This window comes from Sinorhizobium saheli (assembly GCF_001651875.1).
GTDB classification, from domain to species: domain Bacteria; phylum Pseudomonadota; class Alphaproteobacteria; order Rhizobiales; family Rhizobiaceae; genus Sinorhizobium; species Sinorhizobium saheli.
On record NZ_LNQB01000090.1, the window covers coordinates 16,659 to 31,519 of the forward strand.

Annotated in this window: 14 protein-coding genes; 8 read left to right on the forward strand and 6 right to left on the reverse strand. The window is 61.7% G+C overall.

Annotation, left to right across the window (positions count from 1 at the left end; all coding sequences use genetic code 11):
• Positions 1-127: 127 nt before the first annotated feature.
• Both ATB98_RS23155 and ATB98_RS28260 read left to right on the forward strand, forming a co-directional pair.
• Positions 128-376, forward strand: a complete 249-nt coding sequence (locus tag ATB98_RS23155; protein WP_066877938.1) for a heavy-metal-associated domain-containing protein — start codon at positions 128-130, stop codon at positions 374-376.
• Positions 377-533: 157 nt separating this feature from the next.
• A complete protein-coding gene (locus tag ATB98_RS28260) occupies positions 534-1,022 on the forward strand; it encodes a GNAT family N-acetyltransferase (RefSeq protein ID WP_084435732.1) in 489 nt (162 codons plus the stop codon).
• A gap of 78 nt (positions 1,023-1,100) precedes the next feature.
• Here ATB98_RS28260 and ATB98_RS23165 read toward each other — a convergent pair whose 3' ends face one another.
• From ATB98_RS23165 to alr, 4 genes are all read right to left on the reverse strand, one after another.
• The gene (locus ATB98_RS23165; protein WP_066877940.1) at positions 1,101-1,976 is read right to left on the reverse strand and encodes a GNAT family N-acetyltransferase; all 876 of its coding nucleotides are present in this window, start codon (positions 1,974-1,976) and stop codon (positions 1,101-1,103) included.
• 287 nt (positions 1,977-2,263) lie between these two features.
• Positions 2,264-2,644 (reverse strand): RidA family protein, encoded by a 381-nt coding sequence (locus ATB98_RS23170; protein WP_066877941.1) that lies wholly within the window; start codon positions 2,642-2,644, stop codon positions 2,264-2,266.
• A 224-nt stretch (positions 2,645-2,868) separates the two neighbouring features.
• Positions 2,869-4,119: a D-amino acid dehydrogenase gene (locus ATB98_RS23175; RefSeq protein ID WP_066877942.1), complete on the reverse strand. Its 1,251-nt coding sequence runs from the start codon at positions 4,117-4,119 to the stop codon at positions 2,869-2,871.
• 21 nt (positions 4,120-4,140) lie between these two features.
• A complete protein-coding gene (gene alr, locus ATB98_RS23180; RefSeq protein ID WP_066877943.1) occupies positions 4,141-5,274 on the reverse strand; it encodes an alanine racemase in 1,134 nt (377 codons plus the stop codon).
• Positions 5,275-5,398: 124 nt separating this feature from the next.
• Between alr and ATB98_RS23185 the strand changes: the two genes are divergently transcribed.
• Entirely contained in the window at positions 5,399-5,863 is a 465-nt protein-coding gene (locus ATB98_RS23185) for an Lrp/AsnC family transcriptional regulator (protein ID WP_066877945.1), read from the forward strand.
• Between the two features lie 663 nt (positions 5,864-6,526).
• Positions 6,527-6,874 (forward strand): hypothetical protein, encoded by a 348-nt coding sequence (locus ATB98_RS23190; RefSeq protein WP_153435699.1) that lies wholly within the window; start codon positions 6,527-6,529, stop codon positions 6,872-6,874.
• Positions 6,875-6,924: 50 nt separating this feature from the next.
• Here ATB98_RS23190 and ATB98_RS23195 read toward each other — a convergent pair whose 3' ends face one another.
• Positions 6,925-7,902, reverse strand: coding sequence for a threonine/serine dehydratase (locus ATB98_RS23195; protein WP_174551915.1), 978 nt, complete (start codon positions 7,900-7,902; stop codon positions 6,925-6,927).
• Positions 7,902-8,891 carry an ornithine cyclodeaminase family protein gene (locus ATB98_RS23200; RefSeq protein ID WP_066877949.1) on the reverse strand — a complete coding sequence of 330 codons (990 nt, stop codon included), beginning with the start codon at positions 8,889-8,891 and terminating at the stop codon, positions 7,902-7,904. Before ATB98_RS23200 ends, ATB98_RS23195 begins: the two co-directional genes overlap by 1 nt.
• Before the next feature lie 430 nt (positions 8,892-9,321).
• Here ATB98_RS23200 and ATB98_RS23205 point away from each other — a divergent pair, with 430 nt between their 5' ends.
• The 4 genes from ATB98_RS23205 to ATB98_RS23220 all read left to right on the forward strand — a co-directional run bounded on the left by ATB98_RS23205 (position 9,322) and on the right by ATB98_RS23220 (position 14,846).
• Complete coding sequence (locus ATB98_RS23205; protein WP_066877951.1) at positions 9,322-9,990, forward strand: haloacid dehalogenase type II; 669 nt, start codon at positions 9,322-9,324, stop codon at positions 9,988-9,990.
• Between the two features lie 364 nt (positions 9,991-10,354).
• Complete coding sequence (locus tag ATB98_RS23210) at positions 10,355-12,019, forward strand: ABC transporter ATP-binding protein (protein WP_066877954.1); 1,665 nt, start codon at positions 10,355-10,357, stop codon at positions 12,017-12,019.
• Positions 12,020-12,160: 141 nt separating this feature from the next.
• Entirely contained in the window at positions 12,161-13,825 is a 1,665-nt protein-coding gene (locus ATB98_RS23215; protein ID WP_066877956.1) for a peptide ABC transporter substrate-binding protein, read from the forward strand.
• A 70-nt stretch (positions 13,826-13,895) separates the two neighbouring features.
• Positions 13,896-14,846 carry an ABC transporter permease gene (locus ATB98_RS23220; protein ID WP_066877958.1) on the forward strand — a complete coding sequence of 317 codons (951 nt, stop codon included), beginning with the start codon at positions 13,896-13,898 and terminating at the stop codon, positions 14,844-14,846.
• Positions 14,847-14,861 lie beyond the last annotated feature (15 nt).

A 14,861-nucleotide genomic window follows, 5' to 3' on the forward strand; every position in this document is an offset into this window, starting at 1 on the left:
CGGAAGGTCAAGCCCTCTAATGCAAATTTATTTTGTTCGCTGACAAGGGCGAAAAAAGCTCTTGACCTTCCAACCGTTGGAAACGGCAGGATGCGCTCCGTATCAATCAAACCAGGAGATGAGTTTCATGTGCGGAGAACATCAGCATAACGCCGCCTGCGCGAGCGAACCGGCCGTTTCGGGGGTCCGCTTCAAGGTGGCCGACATGACCTGCGACCATTGCGCGGGCACGATACGCAAGGCCTTCGCGACGACCATGCCGGGAACCGAGATCTCCATCGATCTGGCCTCCCGGGAAGTCACGGTCGCAGGAGACGCCGCTGTTGCGGCAGAGACGCTTCGGACCGCCGGATACGAGCCCCAGCCGATCGGCTGAACCTCGCGCAGCCGCTCGGCGCCGACTGCATCGCCGCGCGTCTGATAAGACGCTCGGCGCTGTAGACCGGCAGGCGCGCGACCAGGCATCGCGTGCCGCAGCTCGATCGTGTCAAAGAGACCATTCCGACCGGCCAGCGACGTGCTAAGCTCGTTGAATGACGGCTGCCATTCAATACAGTTTTCGCAAAGTGACGTTAAGTGACCTGCCGTTGCTTGCAGCATGGCGATCGAATCCGCATGTCCGCGCATGGTGGGACTCGGATCAATCCTACGATGCAGCATACCTCAGTGATCCTCGGGTAGCGCGCTGGATTGTTTCAACCGCCGGACGCCCCTTTGCATTCATGCAGGACTATACCGTTCACGGTTGGGAAGAACACCCGTTTGCCAAGCTTCCCAAAGGATCGCGCGGAATCGATCAATACATCGGAGACCCCGAAATGATCGGTATCGGGCACGGATCGGCATTTATCGGGGCGAGAATGAGGGCTCTCTTCGATGCGGGTGCACCGGTTATCGCGACCGATCCTCATCCGGCCAATGAACGGGCGATCGCCGTGTACAAGAAGCTGGGTTTCGAACCGTTCGGATCGCCCCAGGCGACGCGGTGGGGCCTGATTTTGCCAATGCTTGCGAGGCGGTAAGCGGCGCACGCAACTGCGTCCGCATCCGACACATGGCCGGCCAAATCCGGACGGCGGTTGATGTGCCGGCCGGCCATTCTACCCCACGGCATGGCCGGCCAGGCCATAGACCCTCGGCTCGTTGTCCTTCAGGTTCAGGAAACGGCGTCCCCGGGACATGGTCGTAACGGTTTCGGAAACCGCCAATCGGCTCTGCTGCAGAAATTCGGCAAATGCCCCCGTTTCACGCGTATCCACGCGGGCGAACGCGCCTGCCAGATCCTTCAGATGCACGGCCGTGAGGTGGATCGCATCGTGATCGTTGCTCGCCACGATCGGGCCGACCACATGGCCACGCCCGAACTCGCGGCACATGGAATAGCCGACAGCCTCGCCACCGCGTCGCAATACGCGAATTGAAGCGTTTTCTGAAAGCAGCGCAAGCAGCTTGCCGCGATTCACCCCGAAGGCCCGGGTGTCGAGAGCGGCGATCTCCTCGAGCCTGTCGCCTGACAGTTCACTCAATTCCCCGTTCAGCGGCGGCAGTGCCGGAAGAACCGGTGCGACGTCGCCCTGGTACTGGTATCCGATCGCTTCCTTCGTGAAGCCGAGCGAAACGTAAAGCTTATAGGCCGCATCGGTCGCATTCAGGCTCAGATTGCGATCACCGCACCGCTCGAACACCTGTTCCATGAGCCATCGGGCGTTCCCTTGCGCTTGCGTGCGGGGCGATGTGATCACCAGGCCGATGGTGGCAAAGTCGTTCCCATGGGGGAACCACATGGCGCTTCCGAAAACGCGCCCGATTCCGTCGACCGCGACGATCCCGTGGCCGGCGCGGCGCAGCAAATCCCAGTCCTTCGGCCGGTGCGGCCAGCCGACGCCGAGCGACAGCGCGTGAAGCAGGTTCACGTCCACATCATCGATATTCCGCGCGACCAATTCGAATGATTTCAGGCGCACTGATTTTTGCATTTTCAGATCATCCGCTCCGTTCGCCGCATTGTCCCGGTCTCAGCTACGACAGGGCCATCAAGGCTAGCGTCCATTGCAACCTGATCCAGTATTACACGCGTAGGGCGGCAGGTTTCGCTTGTTCTTGGTGATGATTCGAAATCTTTAGCCGAACCGATTGCTTCCCGCGGCCTCGCCCAGTGCGCGCGCGGCCGATCCGACCGCGTCCTCCGCGGCGGGATCGCCTCGGCGCTGATGCGGCGGCGACGCCTGTCATCGAGCGGAACTGCAGCGCGAACTCGCTTTCTTCAGGCGAGGGCGATCACCGCCTCGATTTCGACCTGTGCGCCCTTCGGCAGCGCGCTGACCTCGTAGCAGGCGCGGGCGGGAAACGGTTTCTGGAAGAATGTCGCATAGACATTGTTGATGTCGGCGAACCGGGAAAGATCCGTCAACAGCACGGTCGTCTTGACGGTCCTCTCAATTCCCGATCCCGCCGCTTCGGCGATGGCGGCAATGTTTTTCAGGCATTGCCTTGCCTGCTCGACGGGATCGTCCGAGACGAACTCCCCGGTTGCCGGATCGATCGGCAGCTGCCCCGAGACGAAAAGCAGATTGCCCACTTTGATTGCCTGCGAGAAGGGGCCGATGGCGCCCGGTGCGTTGGATGTCGTTACTGCCTCGTTCATTTCTTGCCTCCTAGTTCACCTTTGCTTGGAGCGGGATGCGCTCACATGCGTTCGCGCCGCCGACCTATCCGTTTAGTTTTGCTGCTTTGTGCGACGCCAGGTGGAACCACCTGACTGCAAAATGCCCTACTGCATGTCTCCTTGAACCGACCTCGACTTAAGGGCAAGGACATGCAGCAATTCAAAGTGTTACACCTTTGCCCGTCTTAGCGGCGCTGCGAAGATCAGTTGTAGCGGCTGATCGCGAGATCGGCCGCGTCGATTTCCGGCTTGCGCCCGCTGACCAGATCGCTGATCAGCCGCGCCGAGCCGCAGCTCATCGTCCAGCCCAGCGTCCCGTGGCCGGTGTTCAGGAAGAGGCCGGCGATCTTCGTCTGGCCGATCACCGGCGTCCCGTCCGGGGTCATGGGCCGCAGCCCCGACCAGAAGGATGCCCTTCGCAGGTCGCCGCCCGGGAACAGATCGGTTACCGAATGGTCGAGGGTGCGCCGCCGGGCGTGGCCGAGGTCGTTCGTATAGCCCGAGATCTCCGCCATGCCGCCGACGCGAATACGGTCTCCGAGCCTTGTGATCGCGATCTTGTAGGTCTCGTCCATCACCGTCGATTCCGGTGCGCGCGACGGGTCGGTGATCGGGATCGTCAGCGAATAGCCCTTGACGGGATAGACCGGCAGCCTGATGCCGAGCGGCCTGAGGAGCAGCGGCGAGAAGCTGCCGAGGGCAACCACGACAGCGTCCGCGGTCATCCTTTCCCGATCGGTCAGCACGCCGCGCACGCGGCCGTTCTCGACATCCAGTCCCCTGACGTGCGTTCCATAGGCGAAGCGGACGCCGAGCGCCGACGCCCTGGCGGCGAGCGCCTCGGTGAATTTGAAGCAGTCGCCCGTCTCATCCTTGGGTGTCAGCAGCCCGCCGACGATTTTCTCGCGCACATGCGTCAAGGCGGGCTCGACCCGGATGCAGCCGTCGCGGTCGAGCACCTTGTAGGGCACGCCGTCGGCGGCGAGCGCCTTGACGTCCTTGGCCGAGGCGTCGAGCTGCTGCTGCGTCCTGAAGAGCTGCAGGGTGCCTTGCATGCGCTCGTCATAGGCAATGCCGGTCTCCGCCCGCACGTCCGCCAGCGAGGTCCGGCTGTAGGCGGCGAGGCGCAGCATCCGGCTCTTGTTGACCGCGTAGCGTTCGGCGGTGCAGTTTCTCAGCATCTGCATCATCCAGGCGAGCATCGCGCGGTCGAGCTTCGGGCGCAGGATCAGCGGCGCGTGTTCCATGAACAGCCATTTCAGCGCCTTCATCGGAATGCCCGGTGCTGCCCAGGGCGAGCAGTAGCCGAAGGAGACTTCGCCGGCATTGGCGAAACTGGTTTCAAGGGCCGGGCCCTGCTGGCGGTCGACCACGATAACCTCGTGTCCGGCCTTGGCAAGCTGGTAGGCGCTGGTCACGCCGATCACGCCGGCGCCGAGAACGATGACTTTCATGGTTTCCTCGATGATGGTTGCTCAGCGGTACCGCCGCTCGTAGCGGCGGCCGAGGCTGGTCAGGATTTCGTAGGAGATCGTGCCGGCGGCTTCGGCGACGTCCTCGAGCGTCTGGTGGGGGCCGAGAACCTCGACGAGGCTGCCAAGCGAAAGCGTGCCCTCGGGCAGGGCGGTGGCATCCACCGTCATGCTGTCCATCGAGACGCGGCCGACGATCGGCAGGCGAACGCCGTCGTAGAACACGGCGCCTCTGTCAGTGAGACTGCGGGGCAGGCCGTCGGCATAGCCGGCGGCGATCGTGGCGAGCCTGGCGGCAGAGGAGGTCACATGCGCGCCGCCGTATCCGACGCGCGTCCCCGCCGGAACCGTCCTCGTCTGGATGACGGCAACGTCGAGCCGAACGACCGGCTCCATCGGGTTGGGGCGCCCGGCAGTGGGCGCGCCGCCGTAGAGGGCGATGCCGGGGCGCGCCAGGACGCCATGATAGTCGCCCCCCAGAAAGATGCCGCCGGAATTGGCAAAGCAGAGATCGAGGCCGGCAAACTCGGCGGCGATCAGGCGCATCTCGGCGAGTTGGTCGTCATTCTGCCCGTTGTCCGCCTCGTCGGCGCAGGCAAGATGGCTCATGATGAAGAGGACTTCGACGTTCCCGCAAGCGGCGAGTTCGGCAGCAAGCGTCGTTCTTTCCTCCGGCGGGACGCCGAGACGCGACATGCCGGTGTCGAACTGCAGGACGGCCGGAAGAATGCGCCCGAGCTTGCCCGCCGTCAGTGACCACCGCCGGAATTGCTCGAGAGAGTTGAGGACCGGAACGATCCCGGCCTCGGCGCAACTGATCTCCGCTCCGGGCTGCAGCCCGTTCAGCACCACGATCTGCGTGTCGCTCGGCAGCAGCGGCCTGAGTTCGATCGCCTCCAGGAGATGCGCGACGAAGAAATGACGGCAGCCCTGCGCATGGAGCGCCCCGCAGACCTGCCGGGCACCGAGGCCGTAAGCGTTCGCCTTGACGACGGCGGCGGCCGTTGCCGGCGCGACCGTCGCCGAAAGCTTTTGGTAGTTCCTGCGCAAGGCGGCAAGGTCGATCGTCAGGTAGCCGGAAGCGCCGGCGGCGGTCTCTACGTCGCGATTTTGAACAGGCAAGGCATGACGGTCCATCTGCAACCCCCTCGTTGCGCCGGAACATATTGAAACATTCGTGGAATATCCCGCCTAGCTCTGATCGATTATTTCATTATATGGTCCTTGTTCGAGTAAACTGCGAACAAACGAAAGATCATGCATGGCCGCCATCGATGCGATCGACCGCAACATCCTGCGCCTCTTGCGGCTGAATGCCCGGATGAGCAATGCGCGCCTGGCGGAGGAAGTCGGCCTTTCGCCTTCGGCCTGTTTGCGGCGGATAAGGTTGCTCGAGGAAGCCGGCGTCATCCGCGGCTACACGGCGCTGGTCGACAGCGGGAGTTCCGAGGACACGATTGCGGTGATCATCAACATCACGCTCGAGCGCCAAACCGAGGAACACCTCGATCGTTTCGAGGCTGCCGTGCGCAAGCATCCGGAGATCCGCGAATGCTTTCTGATGACCGGCGGCTCGGACTACCTGCTACGGGTGGAAGTCGCGGGCGCCGGCGAGTTCGAGAGAATCCACAAGGACATTCTTTCGACGCTACCCGGTGTGCTCAGAATTCATTCGAGCTTCTCTATTCGCAACGTTCTCGCCACTCGTCCGAAGGGTCGACGGTGAAGCCGATTCAATCGCGCCGGCGGTGGCGAAAAGTTCGGCTGCCGTCGGGATTTGTGCGACGGCAGCCGAAGAATGCCCTGGGAGGGTGGGCGATGCGTTGGCCACGGGCGGAGAGGCTTCGTGGTCCCCGCCATCGATCCATAGCTTAACAGCCAAGCGACAGATGGGCTGCCGTATTCCGGAGCGCGCAAGCACTTTCATCGGTTGATTGATGTATCTACAGCTAAATTAGCTTGAGAATTTCTTGTAAACTTTAGAGCTGGATGCGCTCACTTGCGTTTACGCGACGCCCTGTCTGTTTGCTTTCGCCGCATTTGTTCGCTGATTCCGCCTAGCTGCAGAATGCTCCAGGCATCTACGTCTCGTGTATTCGATGGGTTCGGCACTCTCGAAGCCGATCGCGTCCTGCCTCTGCGGAGAACCTGCCGCTGAGGACGCCCCTCGGCGCCTGCAATCTGCCGACGTGGCCTCGGAAGACAGAACTTGACTCCAACGACCGGAGCGATCTCGTGAGTGTCCGGCGGACTAGTTCAACCGGCCGATCCTCGCGAGACGATGCATCGGCCAACAGGCCGAATGGATCAAAGGCTTCGATGAAGTCTATACCAGCGGCACGGCGCCGGTGAAAACGAACGAGACCCGGGAGGGCAAGCGATGAGCCTGATGGAGTGGTTATTTGGCAAGCCCGAGACCTTCGAGAACGTGAGGGTGCTGCAGGGCCGGCCGGTTTTCGCCGGGACCACGATCGAGAAGTCTCCGCCGGCGATCGAGGTCGGACCGGATGGGGCCGATCCGCATGGCAGGGAGGACCGGGACCGCGTCCTGCTGGGGCAAACGCTGATCGACACCCTCGTTCCCTACGCGAGGAATCCGGCCCCCTTCTCCACCCACGAATTGCGGTACTTCACCAACCAGTGGATAGCCGCCATGTCGGAGGATGACCGGAGAGCCATGTCCGAAATCCTCGTGCGCAACAGGGGCAAACGCGACTTCAACAGGAGGAATAGATGATGATCAATATCCTCTATCCATAGAACCTTCGAATCCGTTCCAAGAAACGCCTACTCAGGCGATTTGTATATATTTGCAAGATCGCCCAGGTCCCAGTTCCCGCCAGACAACACCGCACAGACTTTTTCGTCGGGCTTGACGTCTATGCTACCCGCCAACAGTGCTCCGACCCCGATCGAGGCGGCTGGTTCAGCGATCAATTTCGCATCCTTGGCGAGGGCGCGCATCCCGGCGATGATATGCTCGTCCTCGACAAGAACGATCTCGTCCACATATCTTTCGATGATCGGATACGGGTTTTGTCCCGGAACACTCAACCTCAAGCCATCCGCAATGGTGTCCTTCAAGGGAAGCGATGTGCGCTCCTTGTTGATCCGGCTGTGAAAATACTTCGGTGTCAAGGCAGGCTCCGCCCCGATAACGCGCACCGACGGCTTCGTTTCCTTTATGGCGGTAGCGATTCCCGAGATCAGGCCTCCGCCGCCCAAGGGAACGATGACCGTGTCCACATCCTCCAGGTCTTCGAGTATCTCGCACCCGATCGTTCCCTGGCCGGCCATGACGACGGGGTCCTCGAAGCCGTGAATAACCGCATACTTGTTTCCTTCAGCGAGTTCGTAGACCTTTCTCCATCTGGCAGCATTATCACCGTCAAAAAGAATGACTTCCGCACCAAGGGCTTTTGTATTTTCAATCTTGATCTTGGGCGTGGTCACCGGAAGCACCAATATGACTTTTACGCCGAGCATCCTGGCCGCGTAAGAAAGCCCCTGGGCATGGTTGCCCGACGACGTGGCGATAATGCCGTTTTCGATCTCTTCTCGCGAGAGCGAGAGAGCCTTGTTCAGGGCGCCGCGGATCTTGAAGGCGCCGGTAATCTGCAGGGTTTCGGGTTTGAGATAAAGCTGACAGCCGGCGGCCTTCTCGATTTTCTCCGCGCGCAAGAGCGGCGTGTGCCTGACGTGCGGTTTCAGCCGTTCCCGGGCTTCACGGATGTCCTGAATGGTGGGGTAATTGCGCATGGTCATCACTCGAAAAACTGAAAGAAGGTGCCGACGCCATTGGCAATGGCGTTTTGATAGATCGTGCCAGCCGTCGTATTGTCCTGGATGGCCATGCCGGTGGAATCGAAGATCGTGATTTCGTCATCACTTTCTCGTCCGGGCTTCCGCCCGAGCAGGACCTCGCCGATTTCGCCATGAATGTCGTCTCTGGCGATGATGCCTTTGTTCAGGGGATGCCACGTTTCGCCTTTTTCGGTGCACTGGGCAATCGAGTCGACGACGACTTTTGCGTTCCTGAAGATCTCCGGATCGAGCTCCTGTTTGCCGCGTTGATCCGTGCCGATTGCAACGATGTGCGTTCCGGGCTTCACCCAATCCGCTTCCACGAGTGACCCTTTCCCGCGGGTCGTCGTAATCAGGATATCGGCCTGCGCGACGGCTTCTTTCTTGGAGTTGGCCATGATTACAGGAATGCCAAATTCGCTTTCGATATCCGCCTTGTATTTGGAAAGCGTGTCCCGGCTATTGTCCCATGCATGGATCTCTTCGATCTTCATGATCTCATTGATCGCCCGGATTTGCATCCTTGCCTGATTTCCTGTCCCGATCGATGTAACCTTCCTGGCATTTTTCCTTGCCAGGGCTCTGACGGAGACGGCTCCAGACGCTCCGGTCCGGAGACCGAGGATCAAGCTTCCGTCCATAACGCAGATCAACGCACCGCTCCTGGCATCAAACAGGAAGATGGTCGCCATACCGTTGGGCACGCCGTGTGCTGTCGGGTTATCAACGAACCCTCCAGAAGAGGCTTTCATGGAGATCAGTTCATTGGCCTTGTAGTAACCGAGCTTGAAGTCGATTTCCCCGGGCGGTGGGAGATCTATTCCTATATAGTCGGGTTGCTCCACCTGATCGCTGTTGAAGGCCTTGTATGCCTCTTCGACCGCGCCGATGACTTCCGTCATGCCGATCAGCCGTCTGACTTCATCCTTCGTGAGCAGCAGCGTTTTCATGCATGACCTCTCTATTTTTCACGGGATGCATCGGCACCGCCCGCACCGCAATCACCATAGGGGACGAGCGGCGAGAATAGTCGCCGCATTCGCCGCGGTCCGAAGCAGATTGTTCCGTATCGCCTCGGGACTTTGGCAGGAGTTGCGGCAGGCGTCTTTCCGAGCTTAGAGCGGGATGGGCTCCGCCACGGTCGGCACGCGACGCGGCGGCGCGGGCGGCGGCCTTTCTCTTGGCTGGCGGGGGATTGGCGGCCCCGCCCTGGGCTTCTCGACGGCCGGATCACCGTCACGCGCAATCCAAAGGGCCGACCGGACTTCCAGTCCAGAATTTTCTGCTCTTCAGTCGAGGAATCCGAACGATACAGCGGCCGGAGCCGACCTACGATTGCTCGTGACGGAAACAGATCCCCGCCAAAAAAGGACGAAGCGCATGACCACTTTCCGCCCGAAATTCATCACTTTCGACTGCCACGGCACGCTGATCAACTTTCAGATGGCGGAGGCGGCACGCGATCTTTACGGCGCTCGAATGAGCGAGCAGAAAATGCTGCAATTCATCGCGGACTTCTCTGCCTACCGCCTCGACGAGGTCATCGCCGACTGGAAGCCCTATGCGGAGGTGGTCCATAACGCACTGTCGAGGACCTGCAAACGCAACGGCATCGACTTCAAGGACGAAGATGCCCAGATGGTATACGAGCGCGTTCCCACCTGGGGGCCGCATCCGGACGTTCCGGCGGGTCTTGCCAAGGTGGCCAAGGAAATTCCGCTGGTCATCCTGTCGAATGCAATGAACTCGCAGATCATGTCCAACGTCGAAAAGCTCGGCGCGCCTTTCCACGCCGTTTACACCGCCGAACAGGTCGGGGCCTACAAGCCGCACTTCCGGGCTTTCGAATATCTGCTCGACATGCTCGGCTGCGGTCCGGAGGACATACTGCATTGCTCCTCCTCGTTCCGCTACGACCTGATGTCCGCACATGACCTCGGGATCAAGAACAAGGTGTGGGTCAATCGCGGTCACGAGCCGGCCAATCCCTATTACGGCTATACCGAGATCGCCGGCATCTCGGAACTGCCGGGCGTCGTCGGGCTTTGAGAACCGCTTTCCGGCGGCCCGATCTCCTCTCACGCCTATCACGGCATCAGCGCGGCCACGGCGATGGTGTCGCCCAACCTGGGCGACGCCATCAAGCTCGGTCCTGCCATGCGCATGCAACCGCACAAGCCCGCGGGCTTGTCGGACCGCGCTCATGAGCCCTCGCAAATAATTGCCGCAACCAATTTGATCTATGTTGACACCAATCGCAAAACCAATTCTATATTGATCGCGCGACAAATCCCGAATTGGTAGCGAGTGGCGCTGAGCGCGGCCGCTGCATTCAGGGACGACGGTCCGTTGGCGATGCGCAGTTGAACCGCAACGTCAGGGCAACCAGCGCGCTCGAAGAGGGAGGAATTCGATGGCCGCCAGCATTCAGGCTTCAGCCGTAGAGAAGGCAGCGCTTTCGGTGCGCGGCCTGACCGTCGACCTGCCGGAAGGCATGGAACGGGCTCACGCCGTCGAGAACATCTCGTTCGATCTCAAGCGGGGTCAGATCCTGTGCATCATCGGCGAGTCCGGCTCGGGCAAGTCGGTCACGGCAAACACCATCATGGGGCTTCTGCCGAAGCTGATCTCCGTCTCGTCCGGTGCCATTCATCTCGACGGCGCGGCCATCATCGGCGCGTCGCCACAGGTGCTGCGGGGCTTGCGCGGCCGCGTCGTGTCGATGATCTTCCAGGATCCCCTCTCGGCGCTGAACCCGCTGATGACGGTCGGCGAGCAGATCACCGAAGTCCTGACGGCCCATGGTGTCGGCACCAAGGCGTCGCGGCGCAGTCGCGCCCTGGAGTTGCTCACGGAAGTCGGGCTACCCGATCCGGAGCTCATGTACCACCAGTATCCGTTTCGGCTGTCGGGCGGCCAACGCCAGCGCGTGATGATCGCCATGGCGCTTGCGCTCGAACCCACGGTCCTGATCGCCGACGAACCGACCACGGCGCTCGACGTCACCACGCAGGCGCAGATCCTGAAGCTGATCCGGGACATTCAGCGCCGCAAGGGCATGAGCGTGATGTTCATCACCCATGACTTCGGCGTCGTGGCCGAGATCGCCGACAGCGTCGTGGTGATGGAGAAAGGTCGCGTCGTCGAGCAGGGCAGCGCCGAGCAGGTGCTGAAATCCCCCACCCATCCCTATACCCAGCGCCTGATCGCCGCGGTCCCGCACCTCACCGGAAAGGATCGTGCGCCCCAGGAGAAGGCGGGCAAGGAGACGATCCTGAAGGTCGAGGGGCTCGCCAAGACCTATCGCAGCGGCAGCACCCTGTTCGGCAGCCAGCGCGTCGTGCCTGCGGTCAAGGATGTTTCCTTCGAGCTCGCTGCAGGGCGCACGCTCGGCATCGTCGGTGAAAGCGGTTCCGGCAAATCATCGCTGGGTCGGCTTCTGATCAAGCTGCAGGACAGCGATGCCGGTCGGATTCACTTTGACGGCCGCGACATCGCCAAGCTTCCGGAATCCGAGTTTCGTCCGCTGCGGCCGCAGATCCAGATGATCTTCCAGGATCCCTTCGCGTCGCTGAACCCGCGTTCGACCATCGGCCAGATCCTGACCGTCGGTCCCGTCGCACACGGCATGCCGTATCACCAGGCACGCGAGGAGGCGCGAGCCTTGCTCGCTCATGTCGGCCTCGATGCCGGCGCCTTTGGGCGCTATCCGCATGAGTTTTCCGGCGGGCAACGCCAGCGCATCGGCATCGCCCGGGCCTTGATGTTCAAGCCCAGGCTGCTGATTGCCGACGAGGCGGTCTCCGCGCTCGACGTGTCGATCCAGGCCCAGATCCTCAAGCTGCTCGACCAGATCCAGCGGGAAACCGGCGTGTCGATGATCTTCATCACCCACGATCTGCGCGTTGCCAGCCAGATCTGCGACGAAATCGCGGTGATGCAACGGGGGCGGATCGTCGAACACGGGCCGCCGTCTCAAATCTTTCTGGACCCGCAATCCGCCTACACGCGCGAGCTGGTTGCGGCGATCCCCGGCGAGCGGCCGCGGAGCGCACGGGCGGCTGCTGCGAACGATTAGAGCATTTTGCAGTCAGGCGGAATCACCTGACGCATGCACAAATGCGGCAAAAACAGAGAGGTAGAGCGGTGGCGCGAACGCATGTGAGCGCATCCGCTCCAAGTGCCGCCGATTTCATTTTGTCACTAGGGAGGAGACATCATGACTGAAGACAAGACGACCAAATCGACGTATTCGCGACGCGATGCGTTACGCTTGATGGCAGCGGGCGGCATTGCCTGCTTTGCCGCGCCCAACCTGCTCGGCAAGCCCGCCTTTGCCGATACCGCCAACCCGACCGGCCGCGTCGTCGTCGGGCTTTCGCAGGAACCCACCGTCTTCCATCCGCTGATGGCGCATATCGAGGTGGACGACGCGGTCCATTTCTCCGTCTTCGATGCCCTCTTCCGCATGGATCCGAAGGGTGTTCTGCAGCCCAATCTCGCGGCCGAAGTGCCCACGCAGAAGAATGGCGGCATTTCGGAGGACGGCCTGAACTGGCGCATCCGCCTGCGTGACGACGTCCGCTGGCACGACGGCGAGCCCTTCACCGCCGAGGATGTCAAGTTCACTCTCGAGCTCATCACCAACCCGAACTTCCGCGCCTGGCGCACGGGTGGGCATTCGCTGGTGCGTGACATCACGGTGGTCTCGCCGACCGAGATCACCTGGCGCATGGAGAAGGCTTTCGCTCCCTACCTGTCGTTCCTCGCCGAAACCTTCATGGTGCCCAAGCACATTCTCGAGAAGGAGGCCGATCCCAACGCGTCCGCCTTCAACCAGGCGCCGGTCGGCACCGGCGCCTTCAAGTGGGCGCAGCGCGTCGCCGGCGACCATCTCGAACTCGTCGCGAACCCGCAATATTTCGGCGACGGCCCCTATATCGAGCGGCTCGTCTTCAAATACATTCCCGACATGACGGTGCTCTACACCCAGTTCAAGAGCGGCGACATCGACCTCACAGACCAGGCATACATAACCGCCGACCACTACGAGGAAGCCAGGGCATTGCCGGAGCGGGTGGTGACCCTGGAGCCGGGTGCATCGCTCGAATCGATCTATCTCAATCTCGAGAAGCCGCAATTCAAGGACCCGGCGGTGCGCAAGGCGCTCTATGCCGCAATTGACAGGAAGGCGATCATCGACGCGATCTACTACGGCGTCGGCACGCTCACCGAGACGTTCATGCCGAGGGAGTCCTACTATTACAATCCGAACCTGCCGGCGCAGGAGTTCAATCTCGACCAGGCGCGCAAGATCCTCGACGAGGCTGGCTGGGTGCCGGGGCCGGACGGGATCCGTCAGAAGGACGGAGTGCGGCTGTCCTTCGCCAATGCGACGACGTCGGGCAACAATCTGCGCGAGCAGGTGCAGCAGTTCCTGCAACAGACATTCGCGGAAATCGGCGTCGAGATGACCATTTCGAACCTGCCGGCGGCCGTCATGTGGGGCGAATTCTGGCTCAAGTCGCAATTCGACTCGGCGATCGCCGGTGTCACCTATCTCATTGCGGCGGATCCGGACGCCACCAACCGCCTCGCTACCAGCGCAATTGCTGCCAAGGGCGGGAAGGGCTCGAACACCGGCCAATACTCCAATCCGGAAGTCGATGCGCTGCTCGAAAAAGGTGCCCAGACCTTCGATCCGGAGGCACGCCGCGAGATCTACAACCGTGTGCAGGAGATCGTCCGTGAGGACCTGCCGTTCCTGCCGCTGTTTGCCCCAACCAATGTTGTCGGGCGCAAGGAGGGGCTCGATGGCTTCGCCCCCAACGCCAACACCCGCACGGCCTCCTGGCAGGCCGCGACCTGGCGTTGGCAGAGCTGACCTACGCTTGCCGCCGCCGCCCCTTGCGGCGGCGGCCATTCATTGACGCTGTCATGAAGGAGGAGAGCCAATGCGCGGCTTCCTGCTCAATCGCCTTTCACAAAGCCTCGTCCTGCTCCTGATCGTTTCGGTCATCGGGTTCGTCGTCCTCAACCTCATTCCGGGTGGCCCCCTGGCGCAATTCGGTCTCGATCCCAGCATGACTCAGGACGATCTCAATCGCCTGAAGGAGCAACTGGGGCTCAACCGTCCGCTGTGGCTGCAATATCTGGACTGGGCCTGGCGCCTCGTACAGGGCGACTGGGGCCACTCCTTCCGCGACGGCACCCCGGTACTCGACGTGATCGGCCGTCACCTCGTTGCAACGCTGCTGTTGATGGGGTCCTCCACCGTCATCGCCATCGCCATCGGCACCTGGATCGGCATCCGCGGCGCCACGCACCGCTACTCTGTCTTCGACTATCTGGCGACGGTCGGTGCGATGGTGGCGTTGTCGATCCCGACCTTCTGGTTCGGCCTTGTCGGCATCTACGTCTTTTCGCTGCGCCTCGGCTGGCTGCCGGCCGGCAACATGTACACGATCGGCGACGGCTCGGTGCTGAACCATATCCATCATCTTATCCTGCCGAGCATCGTGCTGGCGCTGGTCCATGTCGCCATCTGGAGCCGCTACATGCGCACGGCGACGCTCGACGTCATCAGCCAGGACTTCGTCAAGACAGCGCGCGCCAAGGGCCTGAGCGAGCGCCGGATCCTGATGAAGCATGTCGTCGGCAATGCGCTGCTGCCGATGATCACGCTCGCGGGAATGCAGCTACCCAGCGTGCTCACGGGGGCTCTGGTCACCGAGACGGTGTTTACCTGGCCGGGAATGGGCCGGCTGTTCCTCGACAGTCTCGGCTACAGCGACTACCCGGTGGTGATGGGGCTCTTGATGTTCTCGGCAATACTCGTCGTCTTGTGCAACCTGATCGCCGACATCGTCGTCGCCATCATCGATCCCCGTATCCGTCTGAGCTGAACGCCTCATGGACGC

Coding starts and splice junctions, on each gene's coding strand:
- ATB98_RS23155 (WP_066877938.1), top strand. CDS start 128: ATGTGCGGAGAACATCAGCATAACGCCGCCTGCGCGAGCGAACCGGCC.
- ATB98_RS23165 (WP_066877940.1), bottom strand. CDS start 1,976: ATGCAAAAATCAGTGCGCCTGAAATCATTCGAATTGGTCGCGCGGAAT.
- ATB98_RS23170 (WP_066877941.1), bottom strand. CDS start 2,644: ATGAACGAGGCAGTAACGACATCCAACGCACCGGGCGCCATCGGCCCC.
- ATB98_RS23195 (WP_174551915.1), bottom strand. CDS start 7,902: ATGACCATGCGCAATTACCCCACCATTCAGGACATCCGTGAAGCCCGG.
- ATB98_RS23220 (WP_066877958.1), top strand. CDS start 13,896: ATGCGCGGCTTCCTGCTCAATCGCCTTTCACAAAGCCTCGTCCTGCTC.
- ATB98_RS23190 (WP_153435699.1), top strand. CDS start 6,527: ATGGAGTGGTTATTTGGCAAGCCCGAGACCTTCGAGAACGTGAGGGTG.
- ATB98_RS23205 (WP_066877951.1), top strand. CDS start 9,322: ATGACCACTTTCCGCCCGAAATTCATCACTTTCGACTGCCACGGCACG.
- ATB98_RS23215 (WP_066877956.1), top strand. CDS start 12,161: ATGACTGAAGACAAGACGACCAAATCGACGTATTCGCGACGCGATGCG.
- alr (WP_066877943.1), bottom strand. CDS start 5,274: ATGGACCGTCATGCCTTGCCTGTTCAAAATCGCGACGTAGAGACCGCC.
- ATB98_RS23175 (WP_066877942.1), bottom strand. CDS start 4,119: ATGAAAGTCATCGTTCTCGGCGCCGGCGTGATCGGCGTGACCAGCGCC.
- ATB98_RS23185 (WP_066877945.1), top strand. CDS start 5,399: ATGGCCGCCATCGATGCGATCGACCGCAACATCCTGCGCCTCTTGCGG.
- ATB98_RS28260 (WP_084435732.1), top strand. CDS start 534: ATGACGGCTGCCATTCAATACAGTTTTCGCAAAGTGACGTTAAGTGAC.
- ATB98_RS23200 (WP_066877949.1), bottom strand. CDS start 8,891: ATGAAAACGCTGCTGCTCACGAAGGATGAAGTCAGACGGCTGATCGGC.
- ATB98_RS23210 (WP_066877954.1), top strand. CDS start 10,355: ATGGCCGCCAGCATTCAGGCTTCAGCCGTAGAGAAGGCAGCGCTTTCG.